The following is a 15482-nucleotide window of genomic DNA, read 5'->3' on the forward strand; positions in this document are numbered from 1 at the left end:
AATGAAAACAGCAATTCAATTTGAACACGTATCTAAATTTTTTGGAACGAAGCAAATTATTAAAGATTGTCATTTAAGTTTGCAAGAAGGCGAAGTGGTGGCTATTGTTGGACCTTCAGGATGTGGAAAAACTACCTTTTTACATCTTGCAACGAATGTACTACAGCCAACATCTGGTCATATTACATGCATCACAGATAAATTGGGTTATGTATTTCAAGAACCAAGGTTATTACCATGGTGTACATTATATGAAAATGTCACATTTAGCTGTAATGGTGTAGTAGATAGATCTCAAATTATGAATCTATTAGCTCGCGTTAAGCTTGACAATGAAATGGATGCGTTTCCTAAGCAATTATCTGGTGGCATGAAGCAGCGAGTTTCAATTGTTAGAGCATTTGCATGCAAGCCTAAGCTTATTATGATGGATGAACCTTTTTCAGCATTAGATTATTGGATAAAAAAAGAACTTGTGCAGGACCTTATTGATTTAATAGAAAATGAGCAAGTAGGTATGTTTTATGTAACTCATGACTATGAAGAAGCTGCAACGGTAGCAGACCGCATTATTAATATTGCGTATGCAAATGAAGGAATCTACAAGGAAATAGTTTTAGATACACCAAGAAAACATCGTAACTTTGATTATATAAAAAATATTGAATATCAATTATTACAACTTTAAATAAGGGAGAAAGTATGCTATGAAAAAATGGCCTATAGTAAGTCTTTTAATAGTATGTCTTACAGTTGTCTTAACGGCTTGTGGCAATACAGAAAAAGCAAAGCAAGATCAAGAACCAGAGAAAAGTGTACAAGCTACTGCTGAACAACCAAGTGTATCAAAGGTTGAAAAAATGACTATTCAGGCACCGGCAGGTATTTCGATTGCTGCACCACTCTATAAAATGATTGATGATAAATCGTTACTAGAAGGTGCAGAGGATGTTGAGTTTCTAACTTGGAATACTCCTGACGAATTACGTGCACGTATCAGTGGAGGTCAGGTGCAAGTGTCTGCTGTGCCAACATATGTAGGTGCCAACCTTTACAATAAAGGTGTAGACATTCAATTGGTAAATACATTAATTTGGGGTATTTTATATTTTATTGGACCAGAGGGTGAAGCAATATCATGGGAGGATTTAAAAGGTAAAACGGTCCATGTACCATTTAAGGGAGATATGCCAGCATTAGTATTTCAGTATTTATTACAGAAAAACGGGCTAGATATAGAGAAAGATTTAACGGTGGAATATACAGCAACTCCTCAGGAGGTTGTCCAATTATTAGCGGCTGGCAAAGCACAATATGCTGTATTACCAGAGCATACTGCTTCCCTTGTTATTGCGAAGGCGAAAAAAGAGGGAATTGCCCTACAAAAATCAATGAGTCTACAAGAGGAATGGGCAGCAGCAACAGGAAAGGCACCGCGTATTCCTCAAGCTGGCCTTGTTGTGGATAAGGCATTAATTCAAGAGCACCCAGAAACTGTAGCATTGCTACAAGCAAAAATAGAGGAATCTATTCAATTTTTAAAAGATAATCCTGAAGCTGCTGGTGAGCTATTGGCATCGTATCAAGAAGGGCTTGATCCAACCTTTATTGCAGGATTATTACCTTATTTAAATATCGAATTTGTCACGGCGCAAGAAGCCAAGGAAGAGCTTGAGTTTTTCTTTGAACAACTAGCTTCACTATCGCCAGATATTATTGGTGGGCAATTACCGGATGATGATTTCTATTATGAACCGTAAAAAAAGCTTGATTATTCAAATGAGCACTTGCAGTGGCATCGTGCTCATTTGGACACTATTATCTTTAAATTTCCCGAGCATTTTAATACCCTCTCCATATGAAACACTAACAGCACTATGGCAACTTATAGTAAGTGGTGAGTTGCTTCATCAACTTTATTTAACAATGGTTCGTATGGTAGTAGGTTTATCAATCGGTATGTTTTTGGCAATTTTATCGGGTTTATTGGCGGGTAGATTTGCAGTTATTTATGAAATGTTCCGCCCAGTTATTGCATTTTTATTAGGTATTCCACCTATTATTTTAGTCGTAGTTGCAATGGTATGGTTTGGTACTAATTCAATCATACCAATATTTGTCGTAAGTATTTTAGTGTTTCCAACATTTTATATTAATATTGCTAATGGTTATCGACAAATAGATAATCAACTCTTACAAATGGCGACCGTCTATCAAAAATCAACATGGCAAAAGTTACGTTTCATCATATTACCAAGTCTGATGGTGCCATTTTTTACAGCCTGTTCGCTGGCGGCAGGAGGTGCAGTAAGAATGACCATTATGGCTGAACTATTAGGAACGAATAGTGGTATTGGAGCGGCTTTAACAATGGCACGCATCAATATTAATACGGATAAAGTATTCGCTTGGACGTTGATAAGTGTACTAATAATTTTAGCAATCGATAGTTTTATTTTAAACCCATTAAAAGCAAAAATGATGACATGGAATAGGGAGGAATGACAATGACAATTATACAAGTTCAAGCAATGCTAAAAGAGAAGAAAAAGCATATTGGTAAATTGGGCAGTATTGAGGGTGCAGATGTTTTAAACATTCAATTGCGAGCAGGTGAAAAAATTCCTGAGCATCATACAGACAATGAAGTTTTAATTATTGTTCAATTTGGGGAAGTTCGCTTTATTATTGAAGGGATGGAAGAAATTTTAACACAGGATACCATCTTAGCCTTAAACCCATCTGAGAAGCACAGCTTAGAAGCTATTACAGATGTTCGCTTGATTGTGATTAAATTGAAATAAAAAAGCTCCTAGCGAATGGAGCTTTTTCTATGCTTCATTTTTAGCTGAACTTTAAGTGATGTTATTAAGGCAGACGCGCAATGATAGAGATGCCTTGTAGGTTTTGATTATGCTTCATAAACGTTTTACGCATAAAAAGTACGCGCTTACGAGCTTTCGAATTTATTACTACATTTTTGATGATTTTTAGAACGCCGAATAAGCCTTCATCTTCAATTAAGCGTTTCGGGTAAAGGAGATGCATAGGTGCTGTTTCTACATGTTCTATAGTAAAACCATGTTGCTTTAAAGCATCTTCCCATTCCTCTACTGTTAATGGTAGAGCATTGACCTTTATAGCTTGGACTAAATCTTTACGAATCTCTTCACGTTGAGTGCTAGTAATAGTAGATGGTGTTAAGCACATCTCATGTATGGCATAGATACCACCAGGCTTTAATAGTCTTTTTGCCTCGCTAATAATGGCATTTTTCTGTTTAGTTGATTGCATGGTCAACATGGCTTCACCGTAGACAACAGTAGCCCATGCATCTGGTAAACCAGTTTGCTCAGCACTACCAATGATACAGCGTTGATTATCCCCATTTAAATATTCTTTTACCTTTTTTGCAGCTTCCTCATCACGTTCAACGGCTATGTAGGTTGGATTTTTTGCTAATGTCATTTTTGCAGTAGTGCCAAGTCCAGGTGCAAATTCTACTACATAGTCCTGTTCTTTAATGGCTAAATGTTGAAGCATTTGACATGTCATTTGAATGCCACCGGGGCGAAGTACCGTTTTTCCTAAGCTCGCTAAGAGCCAATGACCAGGCATTTTTTCGTAGTTTAAGGTTTGTTTAGTCATTTATGTATCCTCCTTTTATTGAAAATGATTATTATTCTCACTATTATAAAGGTAATATAACATTAATTACTGTGATATATGTCAAATTTGGAGGTAGATAAATGAACTGTCAAAAACAATACTGTTTTTCAAAGGTACCAATATTTCAACATCTAAAAGCACATGAAATGGAAGAAATCTCACACATTATTACACATCATCATTTTGATAAGGGAGAAATTATTTTACTCGCAGGTGACCGGAAGAAAAAATTATTTATCGTAAGGTATGGCCGTGCAAAAGTATCTCATATTTCTACAGACGGTCGGGAGTACGTTATGAGAGTTTTGGAAGCAGGAGAATTTTTTGGGGATGTTACATTGTTTAATAATGAGCCGCAAAAATCGACAGTAGAGGCACTAGAAAAAACTGAAATTTGCTCACTTGATGGTGAGGAACTGATGAAGATCTTAGCAGGTACGCCTGTTACGCTGTTTCATATGCTTGCCCAGCTTTCCTCACGATTAGAGGAGACAGAAAATCAATTGAGTGAAGCTGTTTCTAAAGAGGTAAGTGAAAGACTGGCTGCCTTTGTTTTAAAATCTGCTGCTACAGCAGGAAGCGATACATTTTTATTGACACTTACAAAAAAAGATTTAGCCTCTTTATTGAATACTACAAGAGAGACATTAAGCCGTCGTTTATCTGCATTTCAAAAGGAAGGTTATATAGAGATGACAGGAAAAAGAATTATCATAAAAAATTATGATGCTTTGGAAAATTTATTATAGTAAGACAGTTAATAGTTGATAAAATCAATGAGTTTTGAAAATATTGTCGAAATTGTGATATAGCTCATTGAAATAATGTACAAACAGTCTTATAATGAAGGTTGTAATGTCACCAAGACAAGATAAGGATGGTATTATGATGCGCTTTTTGCGATTTAAAGTAAACATTGTAATAACAAGTCATACGAATCGCTATCCAGCCCTTGTGACTGGTGATTGTGTAAGATATACGCTGTAACGACTGTTAAGTTTTACCTTAATGGTCTTTTTTACATGTAAGCAATAAAAAATAGTACTAGTGATGGCAAAGGAGAGTTCAAAATGTCAGAAACGAATAACCAAACACAGGCTGAACAAGTAACTGTGAGTAAAGAGCAATTAGATGTACTAGATCAATTATTAAAGCCTGAAGTTCAAGAATCACTTACAACTTTAGTTGAGCAATTACCAAAGTTAACTGAAATGATGACATTATTAACGAAATCATACGAGTTTGCTCAAGCTGTTGCAACAGACGAAGTGCTTAAAAATGATACTGTTGGAGCAGTAACAGAAATGGCTGGTCCTGTAGTAGGCTCTGCGAAAAACCTTGCAGCAACTGCAATTGAAGCGAAAGACCGTGCATCTGAAAGCCAAGAAGTAATTGGTTTATTCGGTCTTGTGAAAATGTTAAAAGACCCTCAAGTTCAAAATGTTTTCCGTTTTGTTAATGCTTTCTTACAAGTAAGCTCAGAACGCAAAGCTAAATAAGACTCAAGGTAAATTCAATTCGTAAGGACGGAGGATTAATTAATCATGTCAAAAGAAATCGTCATCTTAGGTGCAGGTTACGCTGGCGTTTTAACTGCATTAACAGCACGTAAATATCTATCAGCTGATGAAGCTAAAATTACTGTAGTAAACCAATTCCCAACACACCAAATTATCACTGAGCTTCACCGTTTAGCAGGTGGTACAATTGCAGAAGGTGCTGTTGCATTACCACTTAAAAAAATCTTTAAAGGTTTAGATATCGACTTACACATTGCAAAAGTATCAAAATTCAATGTAGATAATAAAAAAGTTGATTTAGATAATGGCTATACATTAACTTACGATACGCTTGTAGTATCTTTAGGTAGCCAAACTGGATTCTTCGGTATCCCAGGATTAGAAGAAAACTCTATGGTCCTTAAATCAGTAAATGATGCTAACAAAATTAACAAGCATATCGAAGACCGCATTAAAGCATACGCACAATCTAAAGATGAAGCAGATGCAACAATCGTTATTGGCGGTGGCGGTTTAACAGGCGTTGAGCTTGTTGGTGAAATTGTGGACAACTTCCCGAAAATCGCTGCAAAACACGGTGTTAACTTTGCTGACCTTAAAATTAAACTTGTTGAAGCTGGTCCAAAAATCTTACCAGTACTTCCAGATACACTGATCCAACGCGCTACAGAAAGCTTAACAAAACGCGGTGTAGAATTTATTACAGGTACGCCTGTAACGGGTGTTGACGGCAATGTTATTTCATTAAAAGATCGTGAACCAATCGTTGCAAACACACTTGTATGGACAGGTGGGGTAGCTCCACTACCAATCGTAGGTGAATCAGGTTTAGCAGCTGATCGTGGTAAAGCAACAATTAATGAATTCTTACAATCTACTTCTCACGAAGATGTATTTGTTATTGGTGATGCATCAGTAGCTCTACCTGCTGATGGAGGTCGTCCATTATACGCTCCAACTGCACAAGTTGCATGGCAAATGGGTGAATGCGCTGGTTATAATGTATTTGCACAATACAGAAACCAAGAGATGAAATCATTCTCAGCAGTAAACTCAGGCACACTTGCAAGCTTAGGTCGTAAAGATGCTGTCGCTACAATTGGCGCAAGCAACACAGAGCTTAAAGGTCTTCCTGCAACATTAATGAAAGAAGCTTCAAATATTCGTTATTTAACACATATTAAAGCTTTATTCGGTTTAGCTTATTAATAAATAAAACACTCACTTTTATCGGGATTACGCTGATAGAAGTGAGTGTTTTTTTCTAAAAATGTATATTAATCACTTTAAATCCAGTAAACTAAATACATATTCAATAATCTACTTTCTGGGGTGATAGGCTATGTTAACAATGTTTCAATCAAAAAAAGAAGATATAGAGCAATTTAAGGCTAAAATTGATGAACTGAATGCAAAGCTAGATAAGAAGGATCATGAATTTCAGATTTTCCTCAATGAACTACATAAAGAACTAATTTCAACGATTGGACAACATGATATAGTCAATAACCAGCATATCATTTTAGGAGAGATGGTTACTGAAATATTAAAAGAATTTAATAGAGTAGAAGATAGTACAATACAATCAAATACCATATCTGGACATGCACTTGAAAAAGGTAGTTCTTTAATTGTCTCATCAGATAAAATGGTTTCTTTATCGATTGATAGCAAACAAGCGGTTAAGGAAGTGCAGCATGTTATTGATGAGCTAGGTGAACAATCAAGAAAAACAACAAATAGCATGAATCATTTAAGTGAACGATCAAAGCAAATAACGGATATTGTCAAAGTGATTAGTGAGATTTCCAACCAAACTAATTTACTTGCTTTGAATGCCTCAATTGAAGCAGCACGGGCTGGCGAACATGGCAAAGGGTTTTCAGTTGTTGCAGAAGAAGTACGTAAATTAGCAGAAAATACAAAGTCAAGCACAGAAGATATTGTAAACCTTACGAAAAAAATAGAGGAACAAATCTCTGAAGCCTATGAAGATAATAAAAATAATATGCAGCTAGTAACAGAGGGCCTACAAAAAAGTACAGATACTTCTGAGCAAATCAATGCTTTACTCCAAATCATTATGAATGTGCAGGGTGAAGTGAAGGAATTGCTACAATATATTGATAGTCAAAAAATATCGACTGAGGATGTTATGAGTAAATTCCAAACAACAACAGCGCTATTTGATGAAACGAATAAAGTTTTAACAGAACATATTGATGAATCGGAAATAGTAACCAAAAAATTACTAGAAGCTGTAGATAAAGTGAAATGCTTCCCGAATAAAATGTAGGTACATAAAAAAACACCATTCGATTCCTAATGAATCGAATGGTGTTTTGATTAGATTAATGGTTTGATTGGAATATTGCTTTAGTTGTTTTCTGTATGAGTTTTGGTAAAACGCCAAAGGAGTAAGGTTTGTAAACTCTCTCAGTCCATTTGTGTCCATCTTTCCCATATACACCCACTGTAACGGAAGGGATATTTAGTGCTTTTATTTTGTCAAAGGGTAGGGGATAAAGGGTATTCCATTCTGGAAAATTATGAAGCAATTCTTGTAGTTCTTCCTCTGTCGCATGAATAGATAAGAAACTACCATCAGCTAAGTAAGGGAAGAAGCGTTTAACTTGGAATAGCTCACCTGTTTCCATAGCAACCTCTTTGACAATATGCTCAATAGTTTGTTTCAATACTTGATCTCTTTCCACATTTTCCTTTAAATAATTATGTGGTAAGAATGGTGGTGCAAAAAATAGGACAACACGAGGTTGATGTTCTGGATCGGCCTTTTGTAGGGCATCCACAAGAGCAAATGACTGTTGGCGTAATTCCTTTCCTTCATTCTTTTTCATTACCTCTGCAAGAATAGCCTCAGTTTGAACACCTTTTTCATTCAAGTATGAAATCAGTTCATCATACGTTACCACCTCAATATGCCAGGACAAAGAGCGTTTTGGGACATTGGACCATTCACTATATTTTTCATATTGAAGTTGTAGGTATTGCTCTGCTTCAGTACATGCCTGCTGTGTAACAGCTTTTAGTTTACTGACGACATGAGCTGGAGATTCTTCATATAAAAAATAGTTAAAATAAATTTGGCTTGTAGATGCTGTTTGAACTGTGTAGGATTCCTTTGTGTCACGCTGATATAAGCAAGTAGGTGGGAGTATCGTTTCACCTGTAATTTGCTCAGTCAATGCTAAGTTATTATGAATGCGTTCAGTAATTTTAGCTGCTATATAATTCGGGTCGATACCACTTAATGTATCACCCACATGTACCTCACGTCCGTAGATATAGAATGCGGGAAGAAGCTTACCAGCAACGCCTGTATAAATATAACGATGTGGATCATCCCCGTATAATGGTGTTGTAAAATCGGTATTAATTGCCATTAGAAAATCCAACCCATGTGCTATTTTTAAATGACTAAGTTCATCTAATGCATCAATAATCCCATTATGCTCTGACTCTTCACCACCATTTAAAATTAGAAGTAGGTTTCCATCTAATTCTTCAAGATGCTGTGTGAAATACTGAATATTCGCCACATGGACAGCGGCACCACTTTTCATATCTACAGCCCCACGTCCAAACATCCAATCGCCACTTTGAGCATCCTTTTGTACTTCAGCGTTTCCTTCATATTTTCCAAAGAACTCCTCAAGCTTGTGAGGGGAAAAAGCAAACTCCTTTAGATGACCATAATCCTCTATATCGACCGTATCCAAATGGGCATGATAAATAATTGTTTTCTTTGTTTCATTAGGACTTTTTACGAATGCAAAGAGATTTTTGCGTCCGATCGGATCATGCTTCACATTTGTCGTCCAAAGAAATGTAGGGTTTTCTTGGTAATAAGGGAATGCTTGCATTTTTTCATAGATGAACTCAATGATTTTCCCCTCACCATGTGTACCATTAATGCTATTAATATGGACTAATTCTTTTGTAAGCTCTTCGATATGTGTTGCAAGTGGTAATTGACTTAGTTGTTGACACATGTATATTGCTCCTTTTTTTGTTCGACTACATATCATTCAAATTAGCAACCATTTCAGTTCAATTGTTTTCATTATATGAAAATTAATCCGTATAGTGGAATATGAAAATATCATATAAAAAAAACGTGTAATAGTCAATTTTAATTTTTATAAAATTCTGCTATTTATTATTAATTTATTCGCTAGGAAGTCTATTTAAATGAGTAAAAATTCGTTAAAATGAATAAAAGGAGGAGTAGTGATGATTCAATCTATTGAAAGAGCAATGTTGATTATTAATGTACTAGCTAAACAACCGAAGAAATTCTATTCTGTGCAAGATATCTACAATGAAACAGATTTACCGAGCAGTACGATTTATCGTCTATTGTATACATTAGAAACTTTCGATTTAGTAGAAAGAAATGAGGAAAAAAAGGAATTTCGTTTAGGGTATACTTGGTTACAACTAGGAATGAAAATGTACCATCATACAAATATTCGAGAAAAAGCACATCCATTATTAGAAGAGCTTGCAAATAATGTTCGTGAAACTACATATTTAAATATTCCCAAACAATTTAGCTCAATCATTATTGATAGAGTAGACAGCCCAAAAAACGTCCGAATCATAGATATGATTGGTGAAAAAATTCCTTATCCAATCGGGGCTGCCAATAAAGTGCTACTAGCCTTTTCAAGCAAAGAAATCCAAGCTACTTTTTCAGAGAATTATGAAGTGATGGAGCAACTTCAACAAATTAAAGAGATGGGCTACTCTATTAGCTACGGTGAAAAAACAAAGGGAACCGTTTCTGTTGCAGCGCCTGTTTTTGATTTGGATGAGAAACCAATTGCAGCTATCAGTGCAGAATGCTTTGAATATGATACAGATGATGAAAAATTAGAGGGTATTGTGAAAGAAGTAACCAAAACAGCCTACCTTCTCTCACAAGAACTCGGGCATATAAAATAGGTCTTTCCTATTTAAGGAAAAGACCTATTTTTATGTTCTTTAGTCATATTCATAGTAATGGGACTTAGAGGATTGTATATTTAAAAACAATAAAATAATAGCGACGATGATCATAACAAGGGAGGCACTCACGACGACAAATCGTATTGTGATTAGTTCAGCAGTAATGCCAAAAATGGCTGTTAAGAGAATGATGAAAAATGCGTCCAAGAATCCATAAATACTGCCTATTCGCCCCATGCTCTCAGATGGGATATTATTTTGATAAAAGGTATAGAATCCTGTATTTGCAAAGGCAGTCGCAAATGATAATAGAAAGCAGCCTAGAGCAGCAATAAGAAAAGTGAAGGATGAAGTAAACACCAAATAGCCTAATGCTGTTAGAAGAGACCCCAGACCAATCAACCAGGCAGTGGACACTTTTTCAACTACCGCTGAATTGGTGAATGAGCCAATTAATACACCTATTCCAGCAATACTAACTAAAATTCCATATTGTTCCTCTGATAAAGCAAGTATTTGAGTTGCAAAGGCAGCCTCTAAAGAATCAGTCGCTGTCATTAAGACGATGGTAGCACTAAACAATAAATAGACGCTCATTACATATATATTTTTTAAGCTAAAGCGTATGACCATTTGCCAATCATGAAATAGTACTTGGTAAAGGGATTTTTTTTCTATAGCATTATCAAACTTTAGCCGTTTAAAGGCTTCAACACTCGGCATGTTAAACGTTATACAGGCTGATAAAAATAAAGCAAAGGCATTTAAGTATATAGCCATATTGGGTGTTCCTAGTGTAAATAGAAAGCCGGCAATTGCTGGTCCAGTTAGAAAAGCCCCTGAGTCCAGCAAGCTACGTAATGAGTTAAAACGTTTCCTTTGTGCTATAGGAATTAATTTAGTGATGTAGGTCATCGAGGTTGGATGATACATAGAGCTAGCTACTGTAATGATAAAAACTAGCGTATACATCCATGCTAAGCTATAGAAGAGGGGAAGTATAACAATTAGTATAGATTGCACAAGATTTAAAGTAATCATTAAATGTTTCTTATTATAGCGATCGATAAGGCTTCCTGCCCAAAAATTAGTGAGCAAAGATGAGATTGCTCTTACAATATACAAGCCAGAGACAGCAAGAGCTGATTCTGTAACATTTAATACAATAAGATTTAAGGCGATAAAATAAATCCATTCGCCAATACTGGAAACACCAATACTACATAATAGGATGGCAGGATAACGCCAGTTCTCTAAAGATTTCTTCATATCAATTCCTCCTTAAGCAAAGTCAAGATCTGCAAAATAAAAAATCCCACCCCCAAGACGATTAGTCTTAGGGACGAGATTGTGGAATTTATACTCACGTGGTGCCACCCTAGTTCACTACTATGTCACCATAATAGCCTTTTCAGTACGACATAATTACTTATGTTTATACTGTAACTCTATAACGGGAGTTCCCGTCGCACCATCATTCAAATAGAAGTCCAATGCGCTACTCCGAGACTTGTTTCAATCATTCGTTCTTGCTCGTTTTCAGCGACCCGAGCTCTCTGGGAAGAACAGCCTTATTTACTCTTCTCTTCAATGTATTTTTGCTAGTGTATCATATGTACATAATTTTGGTAAAGTGTGATCTGAAAATTTCGTCAATTCCTTTACTGATAATTTGTATGGTCAAGCAACAGTTGACGCAACTTTAAGTAAGTGATCGAGATTCTTCAAAATGGTAAGATCCAATGTCGTTAGTTGTACTATTTTTTTCTGTGAATAGTGAGCCTTTGTTAATCGTCCTAATTGGCAAAACCACTTGTTGTTTTAGACTAGCATTATTGCTCCAGTCCATTGTCAGGAAGATTATCCATCCATTCTAAATTTAGTATATAATTTTTCTTAACAAGGAGGGAGAAATGAATGAAAGCTATTGTGATCCATGAGTTTGGTGAGGCAGAAGTTTTAAACTATATAGACTGTTCAGAGCCTACTTTGACTAAAGGCGAAGTCCTAATACGCACAACTTATACGAGTGTGAACTATGCAGATATTAAAAACCGCACAGGCAATAAAGCTAAAGCCAATTTCCCAATGATTCTTGGCTTAGATGTTGCAGGTGTTGTAGAAGAGGTCTTCGATGATAACAGTAACTTTCAAAAGGGCGACCAAGTCATCGCATTCCCTAAAAATGGAGCTTATGCAGAATTTGTTGTAGCTAAGGAACAGCTGGTTTTTAAAATTCCTAGTGATGTACCAATTGACAAGGTAGCAGCTGTACCGACGGTTTCATTTTTGGCGTATATGCTAACACATCAAATAGCAGCTATTGGTCAGCATGATGTCGTCTTGATACATGCTGCTTCCGGTGGAGTAGGGACAATGCTCATCCAAATGGCAAAAAAGCTAGGGGCAAAGCAGATTATTGGGACTGTGAGTAATTTAGAGAAAGCTCCAATCGTGTATCAGCTTGGTGCAAATCATGTTCTCACATATGATCAATTCAGTACACAAGTGCATGAACTAACGGAGGGACATGGTGTTGATATTGTATTTGATTCGATAGCAGGTGCTATAACAGAGGAAAGTTTGAATTGTTTAGCGCCTTATGGCACTCTTGTACAATTCGGCAATAGTGGAGGTAGAGCTGGTAATATTAAAACATCAGATTTACATAGTAGCTGCCGTACTATAAAAGGCTTCAGCTTAGGCACGACTAGAGCTTCAAAGCCAGAAATGTTGCAACAGGTTGCACAGGCTATTTTTTCTTTAATAAAAGAAGATGGCTTTCAGGTCCCCATTGCTAAAATTTTTGCCTTAGAAGAAATGAAAAAGGCACATGAATTGATGGAAAGCCGCCAGCATCAAGGGAAAATTCTTATTAAAATATAAAAATACAAAAAGATGACACGTCAATAATAGTGCCATCTTTCCATTTCTATTAATGTTCTAATTCATTTAGTTTTTCATATATACGTCTTTTTCGGTAAAGCATCATGCCCGTTTCAGCGACATCCTGAATCATTCCTTTATTGGCATAGGCTCCAAAGACCATTCCAGCAATAGGAATCATTTGAAACAGCTTTTTCCAGCCAAGCTGATCTCGATAGGTGTAAAATACTTCCTGCCATCCTTGGAGCTGTGAAATCATATTATCAGAAGCCTTTTTCGAGCTATTCATAGTTGAAAGTTCCTGCAAAATGGCTTCTTTACCGACAATATCAGCAGAAGTAAATTGTAGACATTTCACTATGAAAACACGCTCCATCTTATCATTCGGATCATAGCCATGAATCATCGCTATTTCCTGTAATGTTTTTAAAGCAGTTCCTAAAATAACTGGAATATCAATAGCTAAAGTAAAAATGCCTCCGAAGCCAGTAGAGGCCCCTTGTACCGTAGCAAATTTTACACGTTCATTTTGTAATTTATCACTGAGAGCAATCATGTCCTCTAAAGGAATTTGCCCAATATCAGCAATCGTCAAAATATGCTGTGTAGAAGAATGGTTGCGGATTTTTTGAAGTATGGCTTGTTCATTAATTAAATATTTCCCGCCCGATTGAATATAATTGCCTAATTCATCAACTAATAAAGCAATTTTATTTTGAATAAAGGCAGGCGTCATTTTATCTAATATCTTAAAAGGTATTCTCCCTAATTTCTCCCAAAACCATAAATCCTTTTGATCCTTCTCCCACAATTGAATCTCTTGCAAATACTGTTCTAATTGCTCGCGTTTCTCCATTATTATCTAATCCCCTTATTTGTCCATATCATTTGAACTTGATTCAGCCAATGTTTATTTTCAGCGTGTCGTAATTGATATACGAAAAAATTTTTATAAGGTTTCGCTCTATTCAATGAAGATTTAGACAAACTAATGAATTCATCATGATTGCCAAACAGAAGCAAGGAGTGCAATGCCGTCATTAATTTGCTGAAGTGTCAGTCCACCATAGCCAATAATGACCTTCGCGTCAATCGTACCATTTTGATAGGAGGTAGAGCATGGATAGACTTGAATTCCTACCTCTTGAGCTAGCTGGATTGCTCTATTTTCGGCAAGATATGGAGGTAGCTTTATGACAATATGGAGCCCAGATTTTTCACCAATCACTTGAAATTCATTTGAAAAATGTGTAGAGATGGCAGCCAGTAATGCCTGCTGTTTTTTACGATAAATCGTCCGCATTTTTGCCAAATGCTTATCGAATTGCCCTTGTGCAAGAAAATCTGCTAAAACAAGCTGGTCTACTTTGGAGACAACTGATTTTTGATCTTGATGAAAAGTCATAAACGGTATGACTAGGGATTTTGGTAGAATCATATAACTAATACGTAATGATGGAAGCAATGTTTTCGAGAATGTTCCGAAATAGATGACTCGTTGAAGCTGATCCATTTTTGCTAAAGAAGGGATTGGTAGCCCTTTATAACGATATTCAGAATCATAATCATCTTCTATAATAAGAGCCTCGTTCGAGTTAGCCCATTGTAACAATGCCGCTCTTCTTTCCATCGTCATAATCATGCCTAAAGGAAATTGATGAGCTGGTGTTGTGTATAACATGTGAATTGTTGTTGGAGGAAGTGTAACCCCTGAATTATCCACAGGAATCGCCTCTGTAGATAATCCACATTGCTGTAAAACGGCACGTACTCTTTTAAACCCTGGTTCCTCTAAGCCAACGCGAGTCGTGCCACCAAGAAAATGACAGAGAGCTTGAAGCTGGCTTTGTGTACCACTATAGACAAACACTTGTGATGCAGCACAAACAACCCCACGCGAACGTTCTACATAGCGAGCAATCTCTGTGCGTAAAGTTGCCTCTCCTTCCCAGGGGCTTGTTGATAAGTTGTTGCTATTAAAATGCTTTTTAATTAGCTTGTGCCAAACAGCATAAGGAAAAGCTTCGTTATCCACATGTCCATTCGTAAAGTCGAATTGAATGTCATTTGCGTTACTGATACTAGGAGTAAAAACAGGTGGCTGTTCTTGCTGTAGCCAATCAAATTCAAAGGGAGCGATATAATAACCAGATCTTTCTTTGCTATAAATATAGCCTTCCGCAAGTAATTGTTCGTATGCTTCCTTGATGGTGTGCACGCTCACATCTAATGTTTGAGCAAGAGCTCGTTTAGAAGGCAGTTGCGTATGTGCGTGTATTTTTTTCGTTATAATAGCGTGTTTTATTTCTTCGTAGATTTGTATATATTTCGCTGAATTCCCTGTAAATGAAATGGAAAGCTCCACAAAATGCCTCCTTTGGTATGGTCAGTTTTTTAGTAATTGGTTATATCTATCATATCAGTTTTATCGTTAAA

At 36.3% G+C, this 15482-nt stretch carries 15 protein-coding genes and 1 other annotated feature; of the genes, 10 read left to right on the plus strand and 5 right to left on the minus strand.

The annotated features are described in order from the left end of the window. Position 1: 1 nt before the first annotated feature. From MKY46_RS01585 to MKY46_RS01600, 4 genes are read left to right on the plus strand one after another with little or no spacing between them, the layout of a single operon-like run. Positions 2–688, plus strand: a complete 687-nt coding sequence (locus MKY46_RS01585) for an ABC transporter ATP-binding protein (protein WP_036118022.1) — start codon at positions 2–4, stop codon at positions 686–688. Positions 689–707: 19 nt separating this feature from the next. Beyond that, complete coding sequence (locus tag MKY46_RS01590; protein WP_058843993.1) at positions 708–1760, plus strand: ABC transporter substrate-binding protein; 1053 nt, start codon at positions 708–710, stop codon at positions 1758–1760. Further along, positions 1735–2505 (plus strand): ABC transporter permease, encoded by a 771-nt coding sequence (locus tag MKY46_RS01595; RefSeq protein WP_036118019.1) that lies wholly within the window; start codon positions 1735–1737, stop codon positions 2503–2505. Before MKY46_RS01590 ends, MKY46_RS01595 begins: the two co-directional genes overlap by 26 nt. Positions 2506–2507: 2 nt before the next feature. Further along, a complete protein-coding gene (locus MKY46_RS01600; RefSeq protein WP_089933118.1) occupies positions 2508–2804 on the plus strand; it encodes an AraC family ligand binding domain-containing protein in 297 nt (98 codons plus the stop codon). 64 nt (positions 2805–2868) lie between these two features. Here MKY46_RS01600 and MKY46_RS01605 read toward each other — a convergent pair whose 3' ends face one another. Continuing rightward, entirely contained in the window at positions 2869–3648 is a 780-nt protein-coding gene (locus tag MKY46_RS01605) for a class I SAM-dependent methyltransferase (RefSeq protein ID WP_340833640.1), read from the minus strand. A gap of 167 nt (positions 3649–3815) precedes the next feature. Between MKY46_RS01605 and MKY46_RS01610 the strand changes: the two genes are divergently transcribed. The 4 genes from MKY46_RS01610 (at position 3816) to MKY46_RS01625 (ending at position 7485) form a co-directional block, all read left to right on the plus strand. Then, a complete protein-coding gene (locus MKY46_RS01610; protein ID WP_340833641.1) occupies positions 3816–4418 on the plus strand; it encodes a Crp/Fnr family transcriptional regulator in 603 nt (200 codons plus the stop codon). A gap of 321 nt (positions 4419–4739) precedes the next feature. Then, positions 4740–5168 (plus strand): DUF1641 domain-containing protein, encoded by a 429-nt coding sequence (locus MKY46_RS01615; protein WP_036118008.1) that lies wholly within the window; start codon positions 4740–4742, stop codon positions 5166–5168. Positions 5169–5213: 45 nt separating this feature from the next. Further along, a complete protein-coding gene (locus MKY46_RS01620) occupies positions 5214–6398 on the plus strand; it encodes an NAD(P)/FAD-dependent oxidoreductase (RefSeq protein ID WP_101966972.1) in 1185 nt (394 codons plus the stop codon). A 133-nt stretch (positions 6399–6531) separates the two neighbouring features. Further along, a complete protein-coding gene (locus MKY46_RS01625) occupies positions 6532–7485 on the plus strand; it encodes a methyl-accepting chemotaxis protein (protein WP_036118002.1) in 954 nt (317 codons plus the stop codon). Positions 7486–7540: 55 nt separating this feature from the next. Here MKY46_RS01625 and MKY46_RS01630 read toward each other — a convergent pair whose 3' ends face one another. Next, on the minus strand, positions 7541–9202 hold the full coding sequence (locus MKY46_RS01630) for a M20/M25/M40 family metallo-hydrolase (RefSeq protein ID WP_036117999.1): 1662 nt from the start codon (positions 9200–9202) through the stop codon (positions 7541–7543). 241 nt (positions 9203–9443) lie between these two features. On the opposite strand from MKY46_RS01630, the gene MKY46_RS01635 reads away from it, so the two are divergent. Then, the gene (locus tag MKY46_RS01635; RefSeq protein ID WP_058843989.1) at positions 9444–10157 is read left to right on the plus strand and encodes an IclR family transcriptional regulator; all 714 of its coding nucleotides are present in this window, start codon (positions 9444–9446) and stop codon (positions 10155–10157) included. Positions 10158–10196: 39 nt separating this feature from the next. Here MKY46_RS01635 and MKY46_RS01640 read toward each other — a convergent pair whose 3' ends face one another. Continuing rightward, positions 10197–11429, minus strand: a complete 1233-nt coding sequence (locus MKY46_RS01640) for an MFS transporter (RefSeq protein WP_101966970.1) — start codon at positions 11427–11429, stop codon at positions 10197–10199. 66 nt (positions 11430–11495) lie between these two features. Beyond that, positions 11496–11760, minus strand: a binding site (T-box leader). A gap of 317 nt (positions 11761–12077) precedes the next feature. Here MKY46_RS01640 and MKY46_RS01645 point away from each other — a divergent pair. Next, a complete protein-coding gene (locus MKY46_RS01645) occupies positions 12078–13046 on the plus strand; it encodes a quinone oxidoreductase family protein (protein WP_340833642.1) in 969 nt (322 codons plus the stop codon). A 49-nt stretch (positions 13047–13095) separates the two neighbouring features. Here the strand turns inward: MKY46_RS01645 and MKY46_RS01650 are convergent, their stop codons facing one another. Both MKY46_RS01650 and pdxR read right to left on the minus strand, forming a co-directional pair. Beyond that, positions 13096–13902, minus strand: coding sequence for an EcsC family protein (locus MKY46_RS01650; protein WP_036117986.1), 807 nt, complete (start codon positions 13900–13902; stop codon positions 13096–13098). Between the two features lie 144 nt (positions 13903–14046). Beyond that, entirely contained in the window at positions 14047–15411 is a 1365-nt protein-coding gene (gene pdxR / locus MKY46_RS01655) for a MocR-like pyridoxine biosynthesis transcription factor PdxR (protein ID WP_340833643.1), read from the minus strand. Positions 15412–15482: the final 71 nt, after the last annotated feature.

It is taken from the genome of Lysinibacillus sp. FSL M8-0355 (assembly GCF_038008985.1).
GTDB classification, from domain to species: Bacteria; Bacillota; Bacilli; order Bacillales_A; family Planococcaceae; genus Lysinibacillus; species Lysinibacillus fusiformis_D.

Bases quoted from the DNA above. Each gene is read 5' to 3' on its own strand.
- MKY46_RS01630 (WP_036117999.1), bottom strand. From the start codon at position 9,202: ATGTGTCAACAACTAAGTCAATTACCACTTGCAACACATATCGAAGAG.
- MKY46_RS01615 (WP_036118008.1), top strand. From the start codon at position 4,740: ATGTCAGAAACGAATAACCAAACACAGGCTGAACAAGTAACTGTGAGT.
- MKY46_RS01625 (WP_036118002.1), top strand. From the start codon at position 6,532: ATGTTAACAATGTTTCAATCAAAAAAAGAAGATATAGAGCAATTTAAG.
- MKY46_RS01645 (WP_340833642.1), top strand. From the start codon at position 12,078: ATGAAAGCTATTGTGATCCATGAGTTTGGTGAGGCAGAAGTTTTAAAC.
- MKY46_RS01635 (WP_058843989.1), top strand. From the start codon at position 9,444: ATGATTCAATCTATTGAAAGAGCAATGTTGATTATTAATGTACTAGCT.
- MKY46_RS01605 (WP_340833640.1), bottom strand. From the start codon at position 3,648: ATGACTAAACAAACCTTAAACTACGAAAAAATGCCTGGTCATTGGCTC.
- MKY46_RS01640 (WP_101966970.1), bottom strand. From the start codon at position 11,429: ATGAAGAAATCTTTAGAGAACTGGCGTTATCCTGCCATCCTATTATGT.
- MKY46_RS01590 (WP_058843993.1), top strand. From the start codon at position 708: ATGAAAAAATGGCCTATAGTAAGTCTTTTAATAGTATGTCTTACAGTT.
- MKY46_RS01610 (WP_340833641.1), top strand. From the start codon at position 3,816: ATGGAAGAAATCTCACACATTATTACACATCATCATTTTGATAAGGGA.
- MKY46_RS01600 (WP_089933118.1), top strand. From the start codon at position 2,508: ATGACAATTATACAAGTTCAAGCAATGCTAAAAGAGAAGAAAAAGCAT.
- MKY46_RS01620 (WP_101966972.1), top strand. From the start codon at position 5,214: ATGTCAAAAGAAATCGTCATCTTAGGTGCAGGTTACGCTGGCGTTTTA.
- MKY46_RS01595 (WP_036118019.1), top strand. From the start codon at position 1,735: ATGATGATTTCTATTATGAACCGTAAAAAAAGCTTGATTATTCAAATG.
- MKY46_RS01650 (WP_036117986.1), bottom strand. From the start codon at position 13,902: ATGGAGAAACGCGAGCAATTAGAACAGTATTTGCAAGAGATTCAATTG.
- MKY46_RS01585 (WP_036118022.1), top strand. From the start codon at position 2: ATGAAAACAGCAATTCAATTTGAACACGTATCTAAATTTTTTGGAACG.